The organism is Comamonas sp. JUb58 (assembly GCF_004364775.1).
In the GTDB taxonomy this organism is placed as follows: Bacteria; Pseudomonadota; Gammaproteobacteria; order Burkholderiales; family Burkholderiaceae_C; genus Comamonas.
This window is the reverse complement of the sequence record NZ_SOAL01000006.1, coordinates 210,524-225,335: the sequence shown is the minus strand read 5'-3', so window position 1 is coordinate 225,335 and position 14,812 is coordinate 210,524. Positions and strand designations below refer to the sequence as shown.

General features: G+C 60.5%; 11 protein-coding genes and 1 tRNA gene. 5 read left to right on the top strand and 7 right to left on the bottom strand.

Translation table 11 applies throughout. The annotated features are described in order from the left end of the window. Nucleotides 1-95: 95 nt before the first annotated feature. Together EDF71_RS08535 and EDF71_RS08530 are read right to left on the bottom strand one after the other, a co-directional pair. Nucleotides 96-515, bottom strand: a complete 420-nt coding sequence (locus EDF71_RS08535; protein ID WP_133856153.1) for a glyoxalase superfamily protein — start codon at nucleotides 513-515, stop codon at nucleotides 96-98. 13 nt (nucleotides 516-528) lie between these two features. Then, nucleotides 529-996 carry a VOC family protein gene (locus EDF71_RS08530; protein WP_133856152.1) on the bottom strand — a complete coding sequence of 156 codons (468 nt, stop codon included), beginning with the start codon at nucleotides 994-996 and terminating at the stop codon, nucleotides 529-531. Between the two features lie 410 nt (nucleotides 997-1,406). On the opposite strand from EDF71_RS08530, the gene EDF71_RS08525 reads away from it, so the two are divergent. Both EDF71_RS08525 and EDF71_RS08520 read left to right on the top strand, forming a co-directional pair. Further along, complete coding sequence (locus EDF71_RS08525) at nucleotides 1,407-3,902, top strand: EAL domain-containing protein (protein ID WP_166656489.1); 2,496 nt, start codon at nucleotides 1,407-1,409, stop codon at nucleotides 3,900-3,902. Nucleotides 3,903-4,172: 270 nt separating this feature from the next. Continuing rightward, nucleotides 4,173-5,546, top strand: coding sequence for a hypothetical protein (locus EDF71_RS08520; RefSeq protein WP_166656488.1), 1,374 nt, complete (start codon nucleotides 4,173-4,175; stop codon nucleotides 5,544-5,546). Between the two features lie 161 nt (nucleotides 5,547-5,707). Here EDF71_RS08520 and EDF71_RS08515 read toward each other — a convergent pair whose 3' ends face one another. Next, entirely contained in the window at nucleotides 5,708-8,221 is a 2,514-nt protein-coding gene (locus tag EDF71_RS08515) for a YgiQ family radical SAM protein (RefSeq protein ID WP_133856149.1), read from the bottom strand. A 405-nt stretch (nucleotides 8,222-8,626) separates the two neighbouring features. Continuing rightward, nucleotides 8,627-8,809, bottom strand: coding sequence for a hypothetical protein (locus EDF71_RS08510; protein ID WP_021028080.1), 183 nt, complete (start codon nucleotides 8,807-8,809; stop codon nucleotides 8,627-8,629). A gap of 216 nt (nucleotides 8,810-9,025) precedes the next feature. Here EDF71_RS08510 and EDF71_RS08505 point away from each other — a divergent pair, with 216 nt between their 5' ends. From EDF71_RS08505 to EDF71_RS08495, 3 genes are all read left to right on the top strand, one after another. After that, on the top strand, nucleotides 9,026-9,619 hold the full coding sequence (locus tag EDF71_RS08505; protein ID WP_133856148.1) for a YigZ family protein: 594 nt from the start codon (nucleotides 9,026-9,028) through the stop codon (nucleotides 9,617-9,619). A 159-nt stretch (nucleotides 9,620-9,778) separates the two neighbouring features. Further along, nucleotides 9,779-10,393 (top strand): GAF domain-containing protein, encoded by a 615-nt coding sequence (locus EDF71_RS08500; RefSeq protein ID WP_133856147.1) that lies wholly within the window; start codon nucleotides 9,779-9,781, stop codon nucleotides 10,391-10,393. 77 nt (nucleotides 10,394-10,470) lie between these two features. Beyond that, nucleotides 10,471-10,544, top strand: a tRNA-Gly gene (locus EDF71_RS08495). A 56-nt stretch (nucleotides 10,545-10,600) separates the two neighbouring features. On the opposite strand, the gene phbB is transcribed toward EDF71_RS08495, so the two are convergent. The 3 genes from phbB to phaC all read right to left on the bottom strand — a co-directional run bounded on the left by phbB (nucleotide 10,601) and on the right by phaC (nucleotide 14,757). Further along, complete coding sequence (gene phbB / locus EDF71_RS08490; RefSeq protein WP_133856146.1) at nucleotides 10,601-11,338, bottom strand: acetoacetyl-CoA reductase; 738 nt, start codon at nucleotides 11,336-11,338, stop codon at nucleotides 10,601-10,603. A gap of 346 nt (nucleotides 11,339-11,684) precedes the next feature. Continuing rightward, complete coding sequence (locus EDF71_RS08485) at nucleotides 11,685-12,866, bottom strand: acetyl-CoA C-acetyltransferase (protein ID WP_133856145.1); 1,182 nt, start codon at nucleotides 12,864-12,866, stop codon at nucleotides 11,685-11,687. Between the two features lie 124 nt (nucleotides 12,867-12,990). Continuing rightward, entirely contained in the window at nucleotides 12,991-14,757 is a 1,767-nt protein-coding gene (phaC, locus tag EDF71_RS08480) for a class I poly(R)-hydroxyalkanoic acid synthase (RefSeq protein ID WP_133856144.1), read from the bottom strand. Nucleotides 14,758-14,812: the final 55 nt, after the last annotated feature.

Genomic DNA, 14,812 nt, shown 5'->3' with positions numbered 1-14,812 from the left:
CCCCGTTTTAGCCCCGGCGGTGCTGAGGGTCTTTGGAGATATCGGGCATAAAAAAGCCGCAACGGCGTGCGGCTGTGGTTGGGTTTGCAGGGCGCTTAGCTGCCTGCGCTCTCCGATGTTTCCGGCAGCTCTTCAAAAAACACCAGATGGTTGCCAAAGGGATCGGCAATGCGCATCTCCAGCATGCCCCAGGGCATGCGCTCCAGCCCAGGCTTGGCATAGCGGTAGTTCTTGGCCAGCAGGCTTTGCTGAAAGGCCTCCAGTTGCGGCCAGGCAATGCGCACCGTGCTGCCGGGGCAGGCATCGCCATGGTGCTCGCTCACATGCAGCAAGCAGGCCAGCCCCGCAGCACTGCGCAGGCTGAGCTGTTGGTAGAGCGGAAAGTCGTCGCCAAAGCGGTGTGTCCAGTCCTGCGCAAAGCCCAGAAACTCCTGGTAAAACTCGGCGGCGCGCTGGGCATCAAAGCTGCGCAGCACCGGGATTACGCAGGGCTGAAAGCTGGAGGTATCGGCCATCGCAGCGATCTCCTTAACCCAGTGCGGCAATGACATCGGCCGGCGCTTGCACCAGCTCGATCAGCACGCCCTCACCCGCGATGGGGAACTCGTCATTGCTCTTGGGATGCAGAAAGCAGATGTCATGGCCTGCGGCGCCTGGCCGAATGCCGCCTGGCGCAAAACGCACGCCCTGGGCCGTGAGCCATTCGACAGCCTTGGGCAGGTCGTCAATCCACAGACCGATGTGGTTCAGCGGCGTGACATGCACCGCAGGCTTTTTGTCGATATCCAGCGGCTGCATGATGTCCACCTCGACCGCAAAAGCGCCCTTGCCCATCGCCAGAATGTCTTCATCGACGTTTTCGCGTTCGCTGCGGAAGGTACCTGTTTGTGACAAGCCCAGCATGTCCACCCAGAGTTTTTTCATGCGGTCTTTGTCGGTGCCGCCGACGGCCACTTGCTGGATTCCCAAAACCTTGAACGGACGCTGTGCTGACATGCTGAATGGCTCCTTGTGTGAGATGGTGTGTGGCTTGTGCCGTGGCGGTCATTGTGCCAAGGCTTGGCAGCTTGGGCAGTAGAACGCGCGACGAAAACCGGTGGAATATAGCGCTTGCGCATCTGTATGAATTGATCGACATTGCTTACATATTGCAGCCAAATGCCGATCAGAAAAGTGCCCGGTGTTTACCCTAGATAATTACAATTGAAAGAAGTCAAACAGCGAATAGAGTATTACTATACTTGAATGGCTTTTTGAGTCCGCGGTTTTCCCAGCCCCCTCCCCACCATGTTTGCCACCCCGCTCTGTTTGATGCACCGATCGCTTGCCCAGCCGGCAGCGCAGAAGGCATGCCAACGATCCCTCGCGGGACAGCCATGCCGCGATTAAGTCCGCCAATGCCGGCAATGCCCGTGAGCAACGCCAAGCCTGCGCGCAGCTTTGTCGTGCCCAAGCGCAAGCGCAGCTTGCTGCTGAGCATCTGGCCTTTTGTGGCGCTGGCGATTGTGCAGACCGTGCTGGCCATCTCCAGCCTGCACATTCTGGGGGCTATGCGGGCTTTCAGCTCGGGCGAGAGCCAGTGGAGCAAGGGCCAAAAGGACGCCACCTATGCCCTGGCTCGCTATGCGGTCAGCGGAGACCCTGCTGCCTATGATCAATTTCACCAAGGCCTGCACATCCCCATGAGCGACATGCAGGCGCGGCTGATGCTGGAAGACCGTGGCTATGCTGCGCGGCACCAGGCTGCTTTGTTGCTGTTGCAAGGCCACAATGAGCCCGAAGAAATCAATGCGCTGATCTGGCTGACGGTGTATTTCAAGCACACCCAATCCATTGGCCAGTTGCTGGGTCGTTGGCAAGATGCAGATGAGCCGCTGCAGGAGCTCCAGACCCTCGCCGGCGATATCCATTCCAGCCTGCAACTGGCTCCCCCAACCCCAGAGCAAAAGCAAAGCTGGCTAGCACAGATCAATGGGCTGCAGATTCAGCTGTCGGAGGCCGAGCGGGCTTTCAACAAGGTGCTGGGTGATACCTCGCGGGCGATGAACAAATGGCTGTGGTCCATCAATATCGGCATTGCGCTGGCCATGTTAAGCCTGCTGATGGGCCATACCTGGCGCCTGCAGCGCAAGACGGCCCGCGCCGAAGATGCGCTGGACCTGGTCAGCGAGCGCGCCTCGACCACCCTGGCCGCCATAGGCGAGGCCGTCATCACCACCGATGCGGCCGGCCATGTGATGTACATGAACCGTGCCGCCGAAGAGCTGCTAGGGGAGAGTCTGGAACAACTGGTCACGATGGAGCTGGTCAAGCATATCCATGCCCCACCCTCCTTTGCAGGCAGCGACAGAGACAATGCGATCCCACTGGTGCAGACGGCCATTGCCGATGCGTTGCAAGGGCGTGAGCACCCGCGCGAGACGATCTTCCGTCTCTATGATGCGCAATACCATGTGCGCGAGGTCAGGCTGGCTTTCACCCCCATTGGGGACGACACCGGAACCACCGAGGCCGTGTTTGTGCTGCACGATGTGAGCCAGGAGCAAAGCTATATTCGTGAGCTGGCCTGGCAGGCGACCCATGACCAGTTGACCGGCCTTGTCAACCGCTATGAGTTCGAGCGTCTGCTCGGCGTGCTGTTGGCGCAGACCAAGGATGCCCGCACCGCACCTGCCAACCATGCGATCATGTACCTGGACCTGGACCAGTTCAAGGTGATCAATGACACGGCCGGCCATATCGCTGGCGACGCCATGCTGCGCGCCATGAGTGCCATGCTGCAGCGCTGCCTGCGCACCGGGGACACGCTCGCTCGTGTGGGTGGCGATGAGTTCGCCATCTTGCTGACGCAGTGCTCTTTCGATGAAGCCAAGCGCATTGCCGAGCAGATCCGCGATGCAGCGCAGAATGTGCGCATCCAGTGGGGCGAGCGCAGCCTGAGCGCGGGCATCAGCATCGGCCTGGTCAAGCTGGCGGCGCCACTGGCCTCCGTGGAAGAAGTACTGCGCGTGGCCGACATGGCCAGTTACGGCGCCAAGCAGCGCGGCCGCAACAATGTCTACGCCTACGATCCTGGTGTGGACCAGGAAATTGCCCGCTATGTCGGCGAGATGGAATGGGTGGAGCGCATCAAGGCCGCCCTCGAAGGCGGGCATTTCTGCCTCTATGCCCAGTCGATTGTGGCGCTCAGCCCTGCGGCCGACGACATCGCAGGCGGTGGCCTGCATATCGAGGTGCAAATCCGCATGCGCCTGCCCGATGGCAACATCATCAGCCCAGTGCTGTTCATTCCTGCAGCAGAGCGCTACGGGCTGATGCCGATGGTGGACCGCTGGGTAGTCAAGCAGACCTTGCGGACCTTGGTCCATCTGCAGAAAACAGGACAAAGCCCGGCCATCTCTTGCTGCGCCATCAACCTGTCGGGCACCTCGCTGGGCGATGAACGACTGCTGGACTTTTTGCAGGAGCAGATTGCGTTCTATGGCGTGGACCCAGGCACGCTGTGCTTCGAGATCACCGAGACCGCTGCCATCACCCACCTGCCCAATGCCATCCGTCTGGTCAAGGCCTTGAAGGCGCTGGGCTGCCGCTTCTCGATGGACGACTTTGGCGCCGGTGTTTCTTCTTTCGGCTCCTTGAAGAACCTGCCCGTGGATTTCCTCAAGATCGATGGCGCCATCGTTGCGGACATGCTCAACGAGCCGGCACACCGCGCGATGGTCGATGCCATCAACCACCTGGGCCATGCGCTGGGCATGAAGACCATCGCAGAATTCGCCTCCACGCCCGAGATTGTCGAAACCTTGCGCAGCATGGATATCGACTATGCCCAGGGCTATGCGGTAGGTCGGCCGCAGCCTTTTTCCGACACGGCCGTCAAGCCAATTCCTGGTTCCTCCTAGTCAGCTGCCGAAGCATCCGCTTGAACAACATGGGACTCGCGTTGCTTGCCAAGGCGCTTGCCTCAACCATGCATGGCTTAGCCTCAGGGCTGAACTGGCTCTCAGGCATGCATTCAACGGTCTGATCTGACCAAGCCGCCATCAGCAACCGCGCACCTGGGCGGCTAGTACCGTCAAATGCCGACAATCCTAAGCCCTTAATTTTTCATATTTACTTTATTAAGTCCCTTCGTTAAATTGATGTTTTCAATCAATAGATTGAAAACGATCGTGTCTCACAATACTAAAAATTCCCTCCGAAGCTCTCTGCGTCTGACCAGTGCCCTCGTTCTTTGCGCCCTCGCCGGGATAGCCCAAGCTGCCCCATTTACCTATGTGTTGAACCGCTATGACAACAATGTCTCGGTGGTCGATCTGGCCAGCAATAGCATTGTCTCGAGCATGCCAGCGGGGATGATTACACCTACCGAGATCGCCATCGACAGCGATGGGAGCCGTGCCTACCTCTCCAGCACTTGGTCAACCGTCGTGTCCGTCCTGGATTTGAAAAAGGGCAGTTTGCTGCACACCATTTCGCTAGGGAACTCAGGGGCCGACGTCGCCCTCAGCGCATCGGGCGATACAGCTTACGCGGGCATGACCAGCTCCAGCGGCCCAGCAATCGCAGTGATTGACACTGCAACAAACCAGATCACGCGCACCATCGCTATTAGCGCGATCAACTCCAGCGCCATTGCCCTTCACCCTGATGGCTCAAGGCTGTACTCGCTGGAGATGCGGGACACCCCGAATACAGGGACGGTCGCCGTGATTGACTTGGCCAGCCATACGGTAGTGGACTGTCTTGCTGTCGGCATAGAATCCACCGACATCAAGGTCAGCCCTGCCGGCACTTTTGCTTATGTGGTCAACCGCGATTCCATGCAAGCGAATGGCAGCATCACGGTAATTGATACACGAACCAATACCGTCGATGCAACGATTCCGGTAGGCCTGCGCCCTTCGGGGCTGAGCTTCAACCCCACAGGTAGCCAAGCTTATGTCACCAATTCCGGAGACAACACGGTGTCGGTCATCGACACCACCAGCCATGCCGTGGTCGGATTGATCACAGCCGGAAACGGCCCTAAACATGTGGCCTTCAACCCCTCTGGATCGCGCGCCTATGTGACGAACCAGCTTGGCAACACCATGTCTATCATCGACACCGCCACCCAACGGGTGACTGCATCCGTTCCAGTGGGCAGGGATCCTTGGGGCATTGCCTTTGTGGGTGAAGCAACGGGTCCAATCGTGAACATCACCATGGCGCCTGCCATCAACTCGCCCAACCAAGCCCAGTACGGCATTGCGGGCACCTGTACACCTGGCGCGGTCGATGTCCGTATTGAGCTGACGGATGGAAGCCTGAGCATCGGCCCCCTGACCAGCACCTGCAGCCCCACCGGCCAATGGACGCTCAGCAACCTCTGGCCGATGGCCCTATCTCCATCACCGCCGAGCAAACCGACAGTGAGGGCGCTACCGGCTCTTCGCAGACCTCCGTTACCGAGCATACTGTTGACGGCACCGACAACGGTGGCAACAAGCCGGGAAATGTACAAGCGGTACCCGTTAGCGGCGTTTGGGCAGGTCTGCTCCTGATGGTGGCCGGCCTGGGTGCCATCCACCGCAAGCGCCAAAAGCTGCAGGATTAAGGATGACCAAGGGGCCCCCACATCCCCTTTTTCGAGTCTAAAAAACAAAGGCGCCAAGCGAAAACTTGGCGCCTTTTTTGGCTATCTCAGCGCGGCAATGCCGCCGTCTTAGCGGCCGCTCTTGCGCGCGGGGCTAGACTTCTTGGCCGCACCAGGCTTGCCTGCGCCGGAACGCACACCTGCACGGGGTGGCAGACCGGTGTGCTGGGTCAGCAACTGACCCGGCTTGGGCTGCGCACTGCGGAAGCGCACATCGCCCTTGGGCTCTTGCTGCTCTTGCGGGCGGCGCGGTGCCATCGCCACGGCCTTGCCATCCTTGTTGGTGGTGTAGCCCAGGCCGATGCCACCCTTGGAGGCAGTGCTGTTCTTCTTGCGCGCACTCTGGTAGCTGCCGTCGACCAGCGGTTGGAAGGTCGGGATCAAGTGCTGCTTGCCGTTGCCGATCAGGTCCGAGCGGCCCATGGTCTTGAGCGCCTCGCGCAGCAGCGGCCAGTTGTTCGGGTCGTGGTAACGCAAAAACGCCTTGTGCAGACGGCGGCGCTTTTCACCGCGCACGATGTCCACCCGCTCTTCGGCCTCGTCGCGCATCTGGCGCCGCACCTTGGTGAGCGTATTGCGGCCGCTGTGGTACATGGCCGTGGCCGTGGCCATCGGGCTGGGGTAGAAGGTCTGCACCTGGTCGGCGCGGAAGCCATTCTTCTTCAGCCAGATCGCCAGGTTCATCATGTCCTCATCGCTGGTGCCAGGGTGGGCGGCAATGAAGTAGGGAATCAGAAACTGCTTCTTGCCCGCCTCTTCGCTGAATTTTTCAAACAGCTGCTTGAAGCGGTCATAGCTGCCAATGCCCGGCTTCATCATCTTGTTCAGCGGGCCGGCCTCGGTGTGCTCAGGGGCGATCTTCAGGTAGCCGCCCACATGGTGCTGCACCAGCTCCTTGATGTACTCGGGCGACTTGACGGCCAGGTCATAGCGCAGGCCCGAGCCGATCAGAATCTTCTTGATGCCGGGCAGCTTGCGCGCGCGGCGGTAGATCTTGATCAGTGGACCGTGGTCGGTGTGCAGGTTCGGGCAGATGCCGGGGAACACGCAGCTGGGCTTGCGGCAGGCCGCCTCGATCTGAGGGCTCTTGCAACCCAGGCGGTACATATTGGCCGTGGGCCCACCCAGGTCGGAGATGGTGCCGGTGAAGCCCTTGACCTTGTCGCGAATGTCTTCCAGCTCCTGGATGATGGAGTCTTCCGAACGGCTCTGGATGATGCGGCCTTCGTGCTCGGTGATGGAGCAGAAGGTGCAGCCACCAAAGCAGCCGCGCATGATGTTGACCGAGGTGCGAATCATCTCCCAGGCCGGGATCTTGGTCGCGCCTTCGTGGCTACCCGTCTCATCGGCATAGGCGGGGTGCGGGCTGCGCGCATAGGGCAGGCCAAACACCCAGTCCATTTCGGCGGTGGTCAGCGGGATGGGGGGCGGGTTCATCCACACATCGCGGGCCGTGGTGCCTTCACCATGGGCCTGCACCAGTGCGCGGGCGTTGCCGGGGTTGGTCTCCAGGTGCAGCACACGGTTGGCGTGGGCGTAGAGAATCGGGTCGCTCTTGACCTCTTCAAAGCTGGGCAGGCGCAGCACGGTGCGGTCGCGCGCCGGCATCTTGGACTTGTGGCGCAGCGACAGGTTGGGCACAAACTGCAGCGGCTGCACATTCGACAGCGTGGGTGCGCTGGTGCTGGCAGCGCCTGCTGCCGTGCCACAGGCCGCGGCGGCGGGAGCTGCATCAGCGCCCTGCTTTTCTGCGTCTTCCTTCGCGCAGCTTTGGCCCTGGGCCTCCGCCTGCTCGCTGGTCGTCATGTAGGGGTTGATGTGGGGCTCCACCTCACCGGGCTCGTCGACGGTGGTGGAGTCCACCTCGAACCAGCCCTCTTCCGATGCGCGGCGGAAGAACGAGGTGCCGCGCACATCGGTGATGTTCTCTACCGGCTCGCGTGCGGCGATGCGGTGGGCCACTTCCACCAACGCACGTTCGGCGTTGCCATACAGCAAGATGTCGCACTTGCTGTCCACCACGATGGAGCGGCGCACCTTGTCGCTCCAGTAGTCGTAATGCGCGATGCGGCGCAGCGAGCCTTCGATGCCACCCAGCACAATGGGCACATCCTTGTAGGCTTCGCGGCAGCGCTGGCTGTAGACGATGGCCGCACGGTCCGGGCGCTTGCCACCCACATCGCCAGGCGTGTAGGCGTCGTCGGAGCGGATCTTGCGGTCAGCCGTATAGCGGTTGATCATCGAATCCATATTGCCCGCTGTCACGCCCCAGAACAGGTTGGGCTTGCCCAGCGCCTTGAAGGCCTCGGCACTTTGCCAATCCGGCTGCGCAATAATGCCCACGCGAAAACCCTGGGCCTCCAGCACACGGCCAATGACGGCCATGCCAAAGCTGGGGTGGTCCACATAGGCGTCGCCGGTGACCAGGATGATGTCGCAGCTGTCCCAGCCCAGCTGGTCCATCTCGGCACGGCTCATCGGCAGAAATGGCGCAGCACCAAAGCGCTTGGCCCAGTACGGCTTGTAGCTGGTCAGCGGCTTGGCAGCACGTTCAAAAAAAGAAACATCAATCGGGGCAGACATGGGCAACAACAGTCGTGGAGTAATGCACGCGGGGCTCGGTGCCAGCGGTGGCAGGGTCCGATATTCTAAAAAAATAGCCCGTAGCGCGCATTTGTACGGGTATTGATGCTATGTATTTGGAAGCATCTGCGGGGGCAAAGCCCCAGTTCAGACCAGGGCGGTCAAGGCATTGCAGCGCGGCTCCAGGTTTGGGCAATTGCTGGCACCGGGCTTGCGGGGCCATGGCCATCAAGGCATGGGGTGCTAAAACCGCATTTTTTGCGCTGCATCAAATAGCCCGCCATTGTCGCATGGCTCAGCATGGCACCGCAAATAAAAAAGGCAGCTCAGGCTGCCTATGGCGTTCATGCGATGCGGGTTCTATCTATTAACTTGCACCGAAGCCTGGCGCTCTTGTTCAGCGCCTTACCACTCACCGCCTTCGCGAACGCGTTGGGCCAGGTCCACATAGCTGCCATCGTCATTGGCACTGGGGGTCGTTGGCAGCGCTGCCAATACTTCAGTCACATAGGCGGGCGTCTCCAAACCTGCACGTCCGAACCCATGGTTGTTCAAGGAATCCAAATTGGTTTGCAGTTGGTGTTGCATGGTCGCTCCGGGTAATGTGTCAATCGGTGGTATGAAATGGTTCTTAAAAAATCGGGGTAGACTCGCGCCTGGCTGCGCCTGAGGTCTCCACTGCGGTCAGCCACTCCATCACTGGAGCGCGCTCCCGTCATTGAAACAATGATATGTGTCTAACGCATGACATCTAGGCGACGTTGACGCATCACAGTGTAAGCAAACGTCTTGTCCACGCAACGCATGCCCTACACCCTCGCCCAGGCTGTTCACAGCGAACTGATCATCAAGAAAAGCCGCTTCATCGGCTGCGTTCAGCCAGTGCAGGACCGCGCACAGGCCCTGGTCATTGTTCAAAGTCTGCGCGAGCAACACCCCGGTGCCAACCATGTCTGCTGGGCGCTGATGGCGGGCGGGCAGTCTGCCGCGGTCGATGATGGCGAGCCCAGCGGCACTGCCGGCCGGCCTATGCTCGATGTACTGCGTCACCAACAGATCGAAGGCGCTCTGGCCACCGTGGTGCGCTACTTTGGTGGCGTCAAGCTGGGTGCTGGCGGCCTTGTCCGCGCCTATACCGATGCGATTGCGCAGGCCATGCTAAAGGCCGAGAAAATCGAGCGCCAGGCGATGACCCGCTTGCAATGCCGGTTACCCTATGCACTGGAAGGCGGCATGCGGCGCGAAGTCAGTAGCGCCAATGCGCAGTTGCTCAATGTGAGCCATGGCGATGATGTGCTGGCCGAGATTGAACTGGTCGCATCGCAGGCGCCTGACTTTGTGGCCAGGATGAATGAGCTGGGCCAAGGCCGCCTGACCTGGATCGACGAGCCCATCTGAATCCAGGCGACCGGAGCCAGGTACCGCGTGTGCACTCGCTTCCATGTAAAAGAGTAATTCAATATTGCTCTCAGACATGCATGCGCTTTTCAGTGCCGTTATCATCAAACGCGACCGGTATGCGCTAGCGGGTAGCGCATGGAAATAGCGAGACTAACTATGGCGATTCATTTATGGGATTACGCACCTGACGCGCTGGAAGTATCGATGAGCGAGCTGCTGGTGGCCACGGCCGAAGGCGCCGACGACCTGATCGACCAGAACGTGAAAGAGGTACTGCATGGCCTGCGCGAGCATCTGAAAATGGACGTGATCTTTGTTTCTGAGATCCGCAATGGCCAGCGCACCTTCAAGCATGTGGACCACAGCCCCGACAAGGCCTTGATCGAGACCGGTGGCGGCTCCTCGCTGGAGCAGTCCTTCTGCCAGTGCGTGCTGGACGGCCGCCTGCCGCCGCTGGTGCATGACGCCGCAGAACATATCGAATCGGCCAAGCTCCCTGCCACGCCCTTCCGCGTCGGCGCTCATATCAGCACCCCTATCATCCTCGCCGATGGCCAGATCTACGGGACCCTGTGCTGCTTCAGCACCGAGCCCGATCCTACGCTGCGCGATACCGATCTGCAGAAGCTGGCCGTCGTTGCCAAGCACACCGCCAAGCGCATTGATGTGCGGCGCGAGACGGAGCGCGATGCCGAGCTGGAGAACTGGAAGCTGCAGCCGCTGGATGAGAAAAAGCAGGGCTGGCAGTTCCCGACCAAGAAGGGAAACTGAGCGGCCAACGCTGCTGTAGCCAATGCAGCAGCGCCGCAATAGGCGCTGCCGTTTCTCTCGCTACAATGGGCCGATTCGCGGGTGTCGTTCAGTGGTAGGACTCTTGCTTCCCAAGCAAATAATGTGGGTTCGATTCCCATCACCCGCTCCAGACAAAACAAAACGCGCCTCGAGAGGCGCGTTTTTCATGGGCTGCTGCTGCGGCGATCAGTGGGTGTGCAAACCACCGTTGACCGAGAACTCAGCGCCGGTTGCATAACCGCCATCTTCCGATGCCAGCCAGGCAATGATTGCAGCGATCTCGGTGGGTTCACCCAGGCGCTTCATCGGGATGGTGCCGACGATCTTCTCCAGCACATCGGGGCGGATGGCCTTGACCATGTCGGTGCCGATATAGCCGGGGCTGACGGTGTTCACCGTCACACCCTTGCCTGCCAACTCCTGGGCCAAGGCCATCGAGAAGCCGTGCATACCCGCCTTGGCGGCCGAGTAGTTGGTCTGGCCCGCCTGGCCCTTGGCGCCATTGACGGAGCTGATGTTGACGATGCGACCCCAGCCCTTTTCCACCATGTCGGCGACGACCTGCTTGGTCACGTTGAACATGGAGTTCAGGTTGGTTTCGATCACCGCTTGCCAGTCCTCTGGCGTCATCTTGATGAACATGCGGTCGCGGGTAATGCCGGCGTTGTTCACCAGCACATCGATGGTGCCATGCTCAGCCTTGGTCTTGTTGAAGGCTTCCACCGTGGATTCCCAATTACCGACATTGCCGACCGAAGCATGGAATTCATAGCCAAGCGCCTTTTGCTCGCCCAACCATTTTTGGAAATCGCGCGTGGGCCCGCAGCCCGCAATCACCTTGAATCCATCTTTGTGCAAACGCTGGCAAATGGCCGTCCCAATGCCTCCCATACCGCCGGTTACGTAGGCCACTTTTTGACTCATTCACATCTCCTTGGTTTCGCTTGAAATGCTTGTGCACTACCACTGTAACCAAGAAAAGAGGTGCGGAAACGCTCGTTTACGCCAAGCGAACAATTTCTTGCAGTACCTATAAATTTCGGTGATTTTGACCGTGGATTGCAACAAAAACGCGCCTGATTAAAGCGCGCTTCTGATCGTTTTCGCGCCGCCTCATCGCAAACCCTATTACGAAGCAGACAGCCATAGTCAGGTATTTGAAGGACCGATGGATGGCAGCAACGCCCGCACCTACCCCGACTACGCTAAACCGTTGAACGCATGAAACCGCCCTAGAGGCGGTTTGTGCTGAAGCAGATTTGCGGGAAGCTCAGACGCGTTCCACCGCCAGCGCCACGCCCATGCCGCCGCCGATGCACAGGCCAGCGATACCGCGCTTGGAGCCACGGCGCTTCATCTCGTGCAGCAAGGTGACCAAGATGCGCGCACCGGATGCACCGATGGGGTGGCCGATGGCGATCGCGCCGCCGTTGACGTTGACCTTGCTGGTGTCCAGACCCAGCTCTTGGTTCACCGCACAGGCCTGGGCTGCAAAGGCTTCGTTGAGTTCGAACAGATCGACGTCCCCCGCTTTCCAGCCGGTCTTGGCCAGCACCTTGCGCACGGCATGCATGGGGCCCATGCCCATGATCTTCGGGTCCAGGCCCACGGTCGCAAAACCGGCGATGCGTGCCAGCGGCTCAGCTCCCAGCTCTTTGGCCTTCTTACCGCTGGCAATCACCAGCGCAGCAGCGCCGTCGTTCAGACCCGAGGCATTGCCAGCGGTGACCGAGCCGGCCTTGTCAAAAGCGGGCTTCAGGCTGGCCAGGGCCTCGCCATTGGTCTTGCGGTTGATGTACTCATCCGCCTTGAAGGCCACCGGGTCACCCTTGCGCTGCGGGATTTGCACGGTGACGATTTCTTCGTCGAACTTGCCAGCGTCCTGCGCAGCCGCAGCTTTTTGCTGGCTGGCCAGCGCAAAGGCGTCTTGCTGGTCGCGGTCGATATGGAATTCCTTGGCCACGTTCTCGGCCGTGATGCCCATGTGGTACTGGTTGTACACGTCCCAGAGGCCGTCAACGATCATTGTGTCGGTCATCTTCCAGTCGCCCATGCGCTGGCCGTCACGCGAGCCGTTCAGCACGTGGGGCGAGAGGCTCATGTTTTCCTGGCCGCCGGCCACGATGATCTCGGCATCACCCTGGCCAATGGCCTGGGCCGCCAGCATCACCGACTTCAGGCCCGAGCCGCAGACCGCGTTGATGGTCAGCGCCGGGGTCTTCTTGTCCACGCCGGCCTTGATCATCGCCTGGCGTGCGGGGTTCTGGCCCACGCCAGCGGCCAGCACCTGGCCCATGATGACTTCATCGACCTGGTCCGCGCCGACCTTGGCACGGGCCAATGCTTCCTGGATAACGGTGGCACCCAGGTCCGTCGCCGGCACCTTGGCCAGCGAGCCACCAAACTTAGCAACTGCCGTGCGCACGGCGGAGATGATGACGATGTCTTCCATGATTCTTCCTTTTCAAAATGGCACGGATGCCGTTGTCTCAGACGGCCCTGCGGTGCTGATTATTGCACCGCAGCATTTGAATGGCGACCCAGAAATTGCAACCAGACTGACAAGCCACTGGCGATCAGGCCTTGGCCTGCACATAGCTGCCGGGCGCCGGCTCCAGCTCACGGTAGTCGGTGCGCGCGCGGCCATAGCTCTTGGGTGCAGCCACTTTTTTGCCAGCATGCTGGGCCAGCCACTGGCTCCAGTCGGTCCACCAGCTGCCGGGCAGCTCATCAGCACCGTCGATCCAGGCATCGATGTCGGCCGGCAGCTGACCATCTTCACGCAGCCAGTGGCTGCGCTTGTTCTTGGCAGGCGGATTGATAACGCCGGCAATATGGCCTGAGGCGCCCATGACAAAGCGCTTGTCACCGCCCAGTACCTGGGTGGATGCGTAGGCCGCGCCAATCGGCACGATATGGTCTTCGCGCGAGCCATAGATGTAGATCGGCATGTCGATCTTGCCAACATCGAGCTTTTCGCCGCAGACACTGAGCGCGCCGGGCTGCACCAGCTTGTTTTCCAGGTAGAAATTGCGCAGGTACCAGGCGTAGTAAGGCCCAGGCAGGTTGGTGCAATCGCTGTTCCAGTACAGCAGGTCGAAGGGCGGCGGGGTCTCGCCCTTGAGGTAGTTGCCCACCACATAGTTCCAGACCAGGTCTACCGGGCGCAGAAAGCTGAAGGTCGAGGCCAGTTCCTGCCCGGGCATCAGGCCGTTCTGGCCCATGGTCAGCTCGCGGAACTTGACGAAGTTCTCGTCGATAAACACGTCGAGAATGCCGGTGTCCTTGAAATCCACCAAGGTGGTGAGCAAGGTGGCACTGGCCACCGAGTCATCGCCGCGTGCCGCCAGCACCGCCAGCGCGTTGACCAGCATGGTGCCGCCCACGCAAAAGCCCAGCGCGTTGATCTGGGGCTTGCCGGAGATGGCCTTGACCACCTCGATCGCTTCCAGCACGGCGCTGCCGATGTAGTCGTCCCAGCCCTTGTCGCCAAGGCTGGCATCCGGATTGCGCCAACTGACCACAAAGGTACGGTGGCCCTGGGCCACGCTGTAGCGGATTAGCGAGTTGTCCGGCTGCAGGTCGAGGATGTAGTACTTGTTGATGCAGGGCGGCACAAACAGCATCGGCCGCTCATAGACCTGGGTGGTCAGCGGCTTGTATTCGATGAGCTGGAACAGCTCGCTCTGGAAGACCACGGCCCCTTCGCTGGTGGCCACATTGCGCCCCACTTCGAACAGCGACTCATCGGTCATCGAGACATGGCCCTGGCGCATATCGGCCAGCATGTTCTGCAAGCCCTGGGCGATGCTCTGGCCCTGGGTATCCAGCGCCTTTTTCTGCGCTTCGGCGTTGAAGGCCAGGAAGTTGCTGGGCGCCGTGGCCGCCAGCCACTGCTCCACCCCAAAGCGGACACGGGCCCGGGTTTTCTCGTCGCCTTGCACGGCATCGACCATGTCCATCATGGTTTTGGCATGCAGCGCATAGCTGGCGGCTGTGAAGCTGGAGACCGGATTTTGCTGCCAGGCCTCGCCGGCAAAGCGCCGGTCCTTGGGCAAGGCCACCTCGCCTTTGGCGCCTTCGGTCCACAGCGCCAGGGCCGCTTGTGCGTATTGCGCCTGGATGGCCTGGAGCTTTTCCATGTCAAAGCTGACTGGTGGCGTGCCGCCTGGCAGGGCCCCCAGGCCCGGCAGGCCGGCGCTGAGGCCCTTAGGTGCGCCTACGGCATTGAAGGGAGATGCCATGGTCTGCAAGGACTGCAGGCGTTCCATCCATTGCTGGGTCATCTGGCTGAGTTGCTGGAACTGGTCGCTGCCCAGTCCCCAATACGGTTGCTGCGTCATCGTCGTCTCCCTGAACAGGCTCCATGCGTGGCGTGGGCTTGTGCCCATCTTAGGC

Coding starts and splice junctions, on each gene's coding strand:
- EDF71_RS08530 (WP_133856152.1), bottom strand. CDS start 996: ATGTCAGCACAGCGTCCGTTCAAGGTTTTGGGAATCCAGCAAGTGGCC.
- EDF71_RS08525 (WP_166656489.1), top strand. CDS start 1,407: ATGCCCGTGAGCAACGCCAAGCCTGCGCGCAGCTTTGTCGTGCCCAAG.
- EDF71_RS08510 (WP_021028080.1), bottom strand. CDS start 8,809: ATGCAACACCAACTGCAAACCAATTTGGATTCCTTGAACAACCATGGG.
- phaC (WP_133856144.1), bottom strand. CDS start 14,757: ATGACGCAGCAACCGTATTGGGGACTGGGCAGCGACCAGTTCCAGCAA.
- EDF71_RS08535 (WP_133856153.1), bottom strand. CDS start 515: ATGGCCGATACCTCCAGCTTTCAGCCCTGCGTAATCCCGGTGCTGCGC.
- EDF71_RS08505 (WP_133856148.1), top strand. CDS start 9,026: ATGCCCTACACCCTCGCCCAGGCTGTTCACAGCGAACTGATCATCAAG.
- EDF71_RS08500 (WP_133856147.1), top strand. CDS start 9,779: ATGGCGATTCATTTATGGGATTACGCACCTGACGCGCTGGAAGTATCG.
- phbB (WP_133856146.1), bottom strand. CDS start 11,338: ATGAGTCAAAAAGTGGCCTACGTAACCGGCGGTATGGGAGGCATTGGG.
- EDF71_RS08485 (WP_133856145.1), bottom strand. CDS start 12,866: ATGGAAGACATCGTCATCATCTCCGCCGTGCGCACGGCAGTTGCTAAG.
- EDF71_RS08515 (WP_133856149.1), bottom strand. CDS start 8,221: ATGTCTGCCCCGATTGATGTTTCTTTTTTTGAACGTGCTGCCAAGCCG.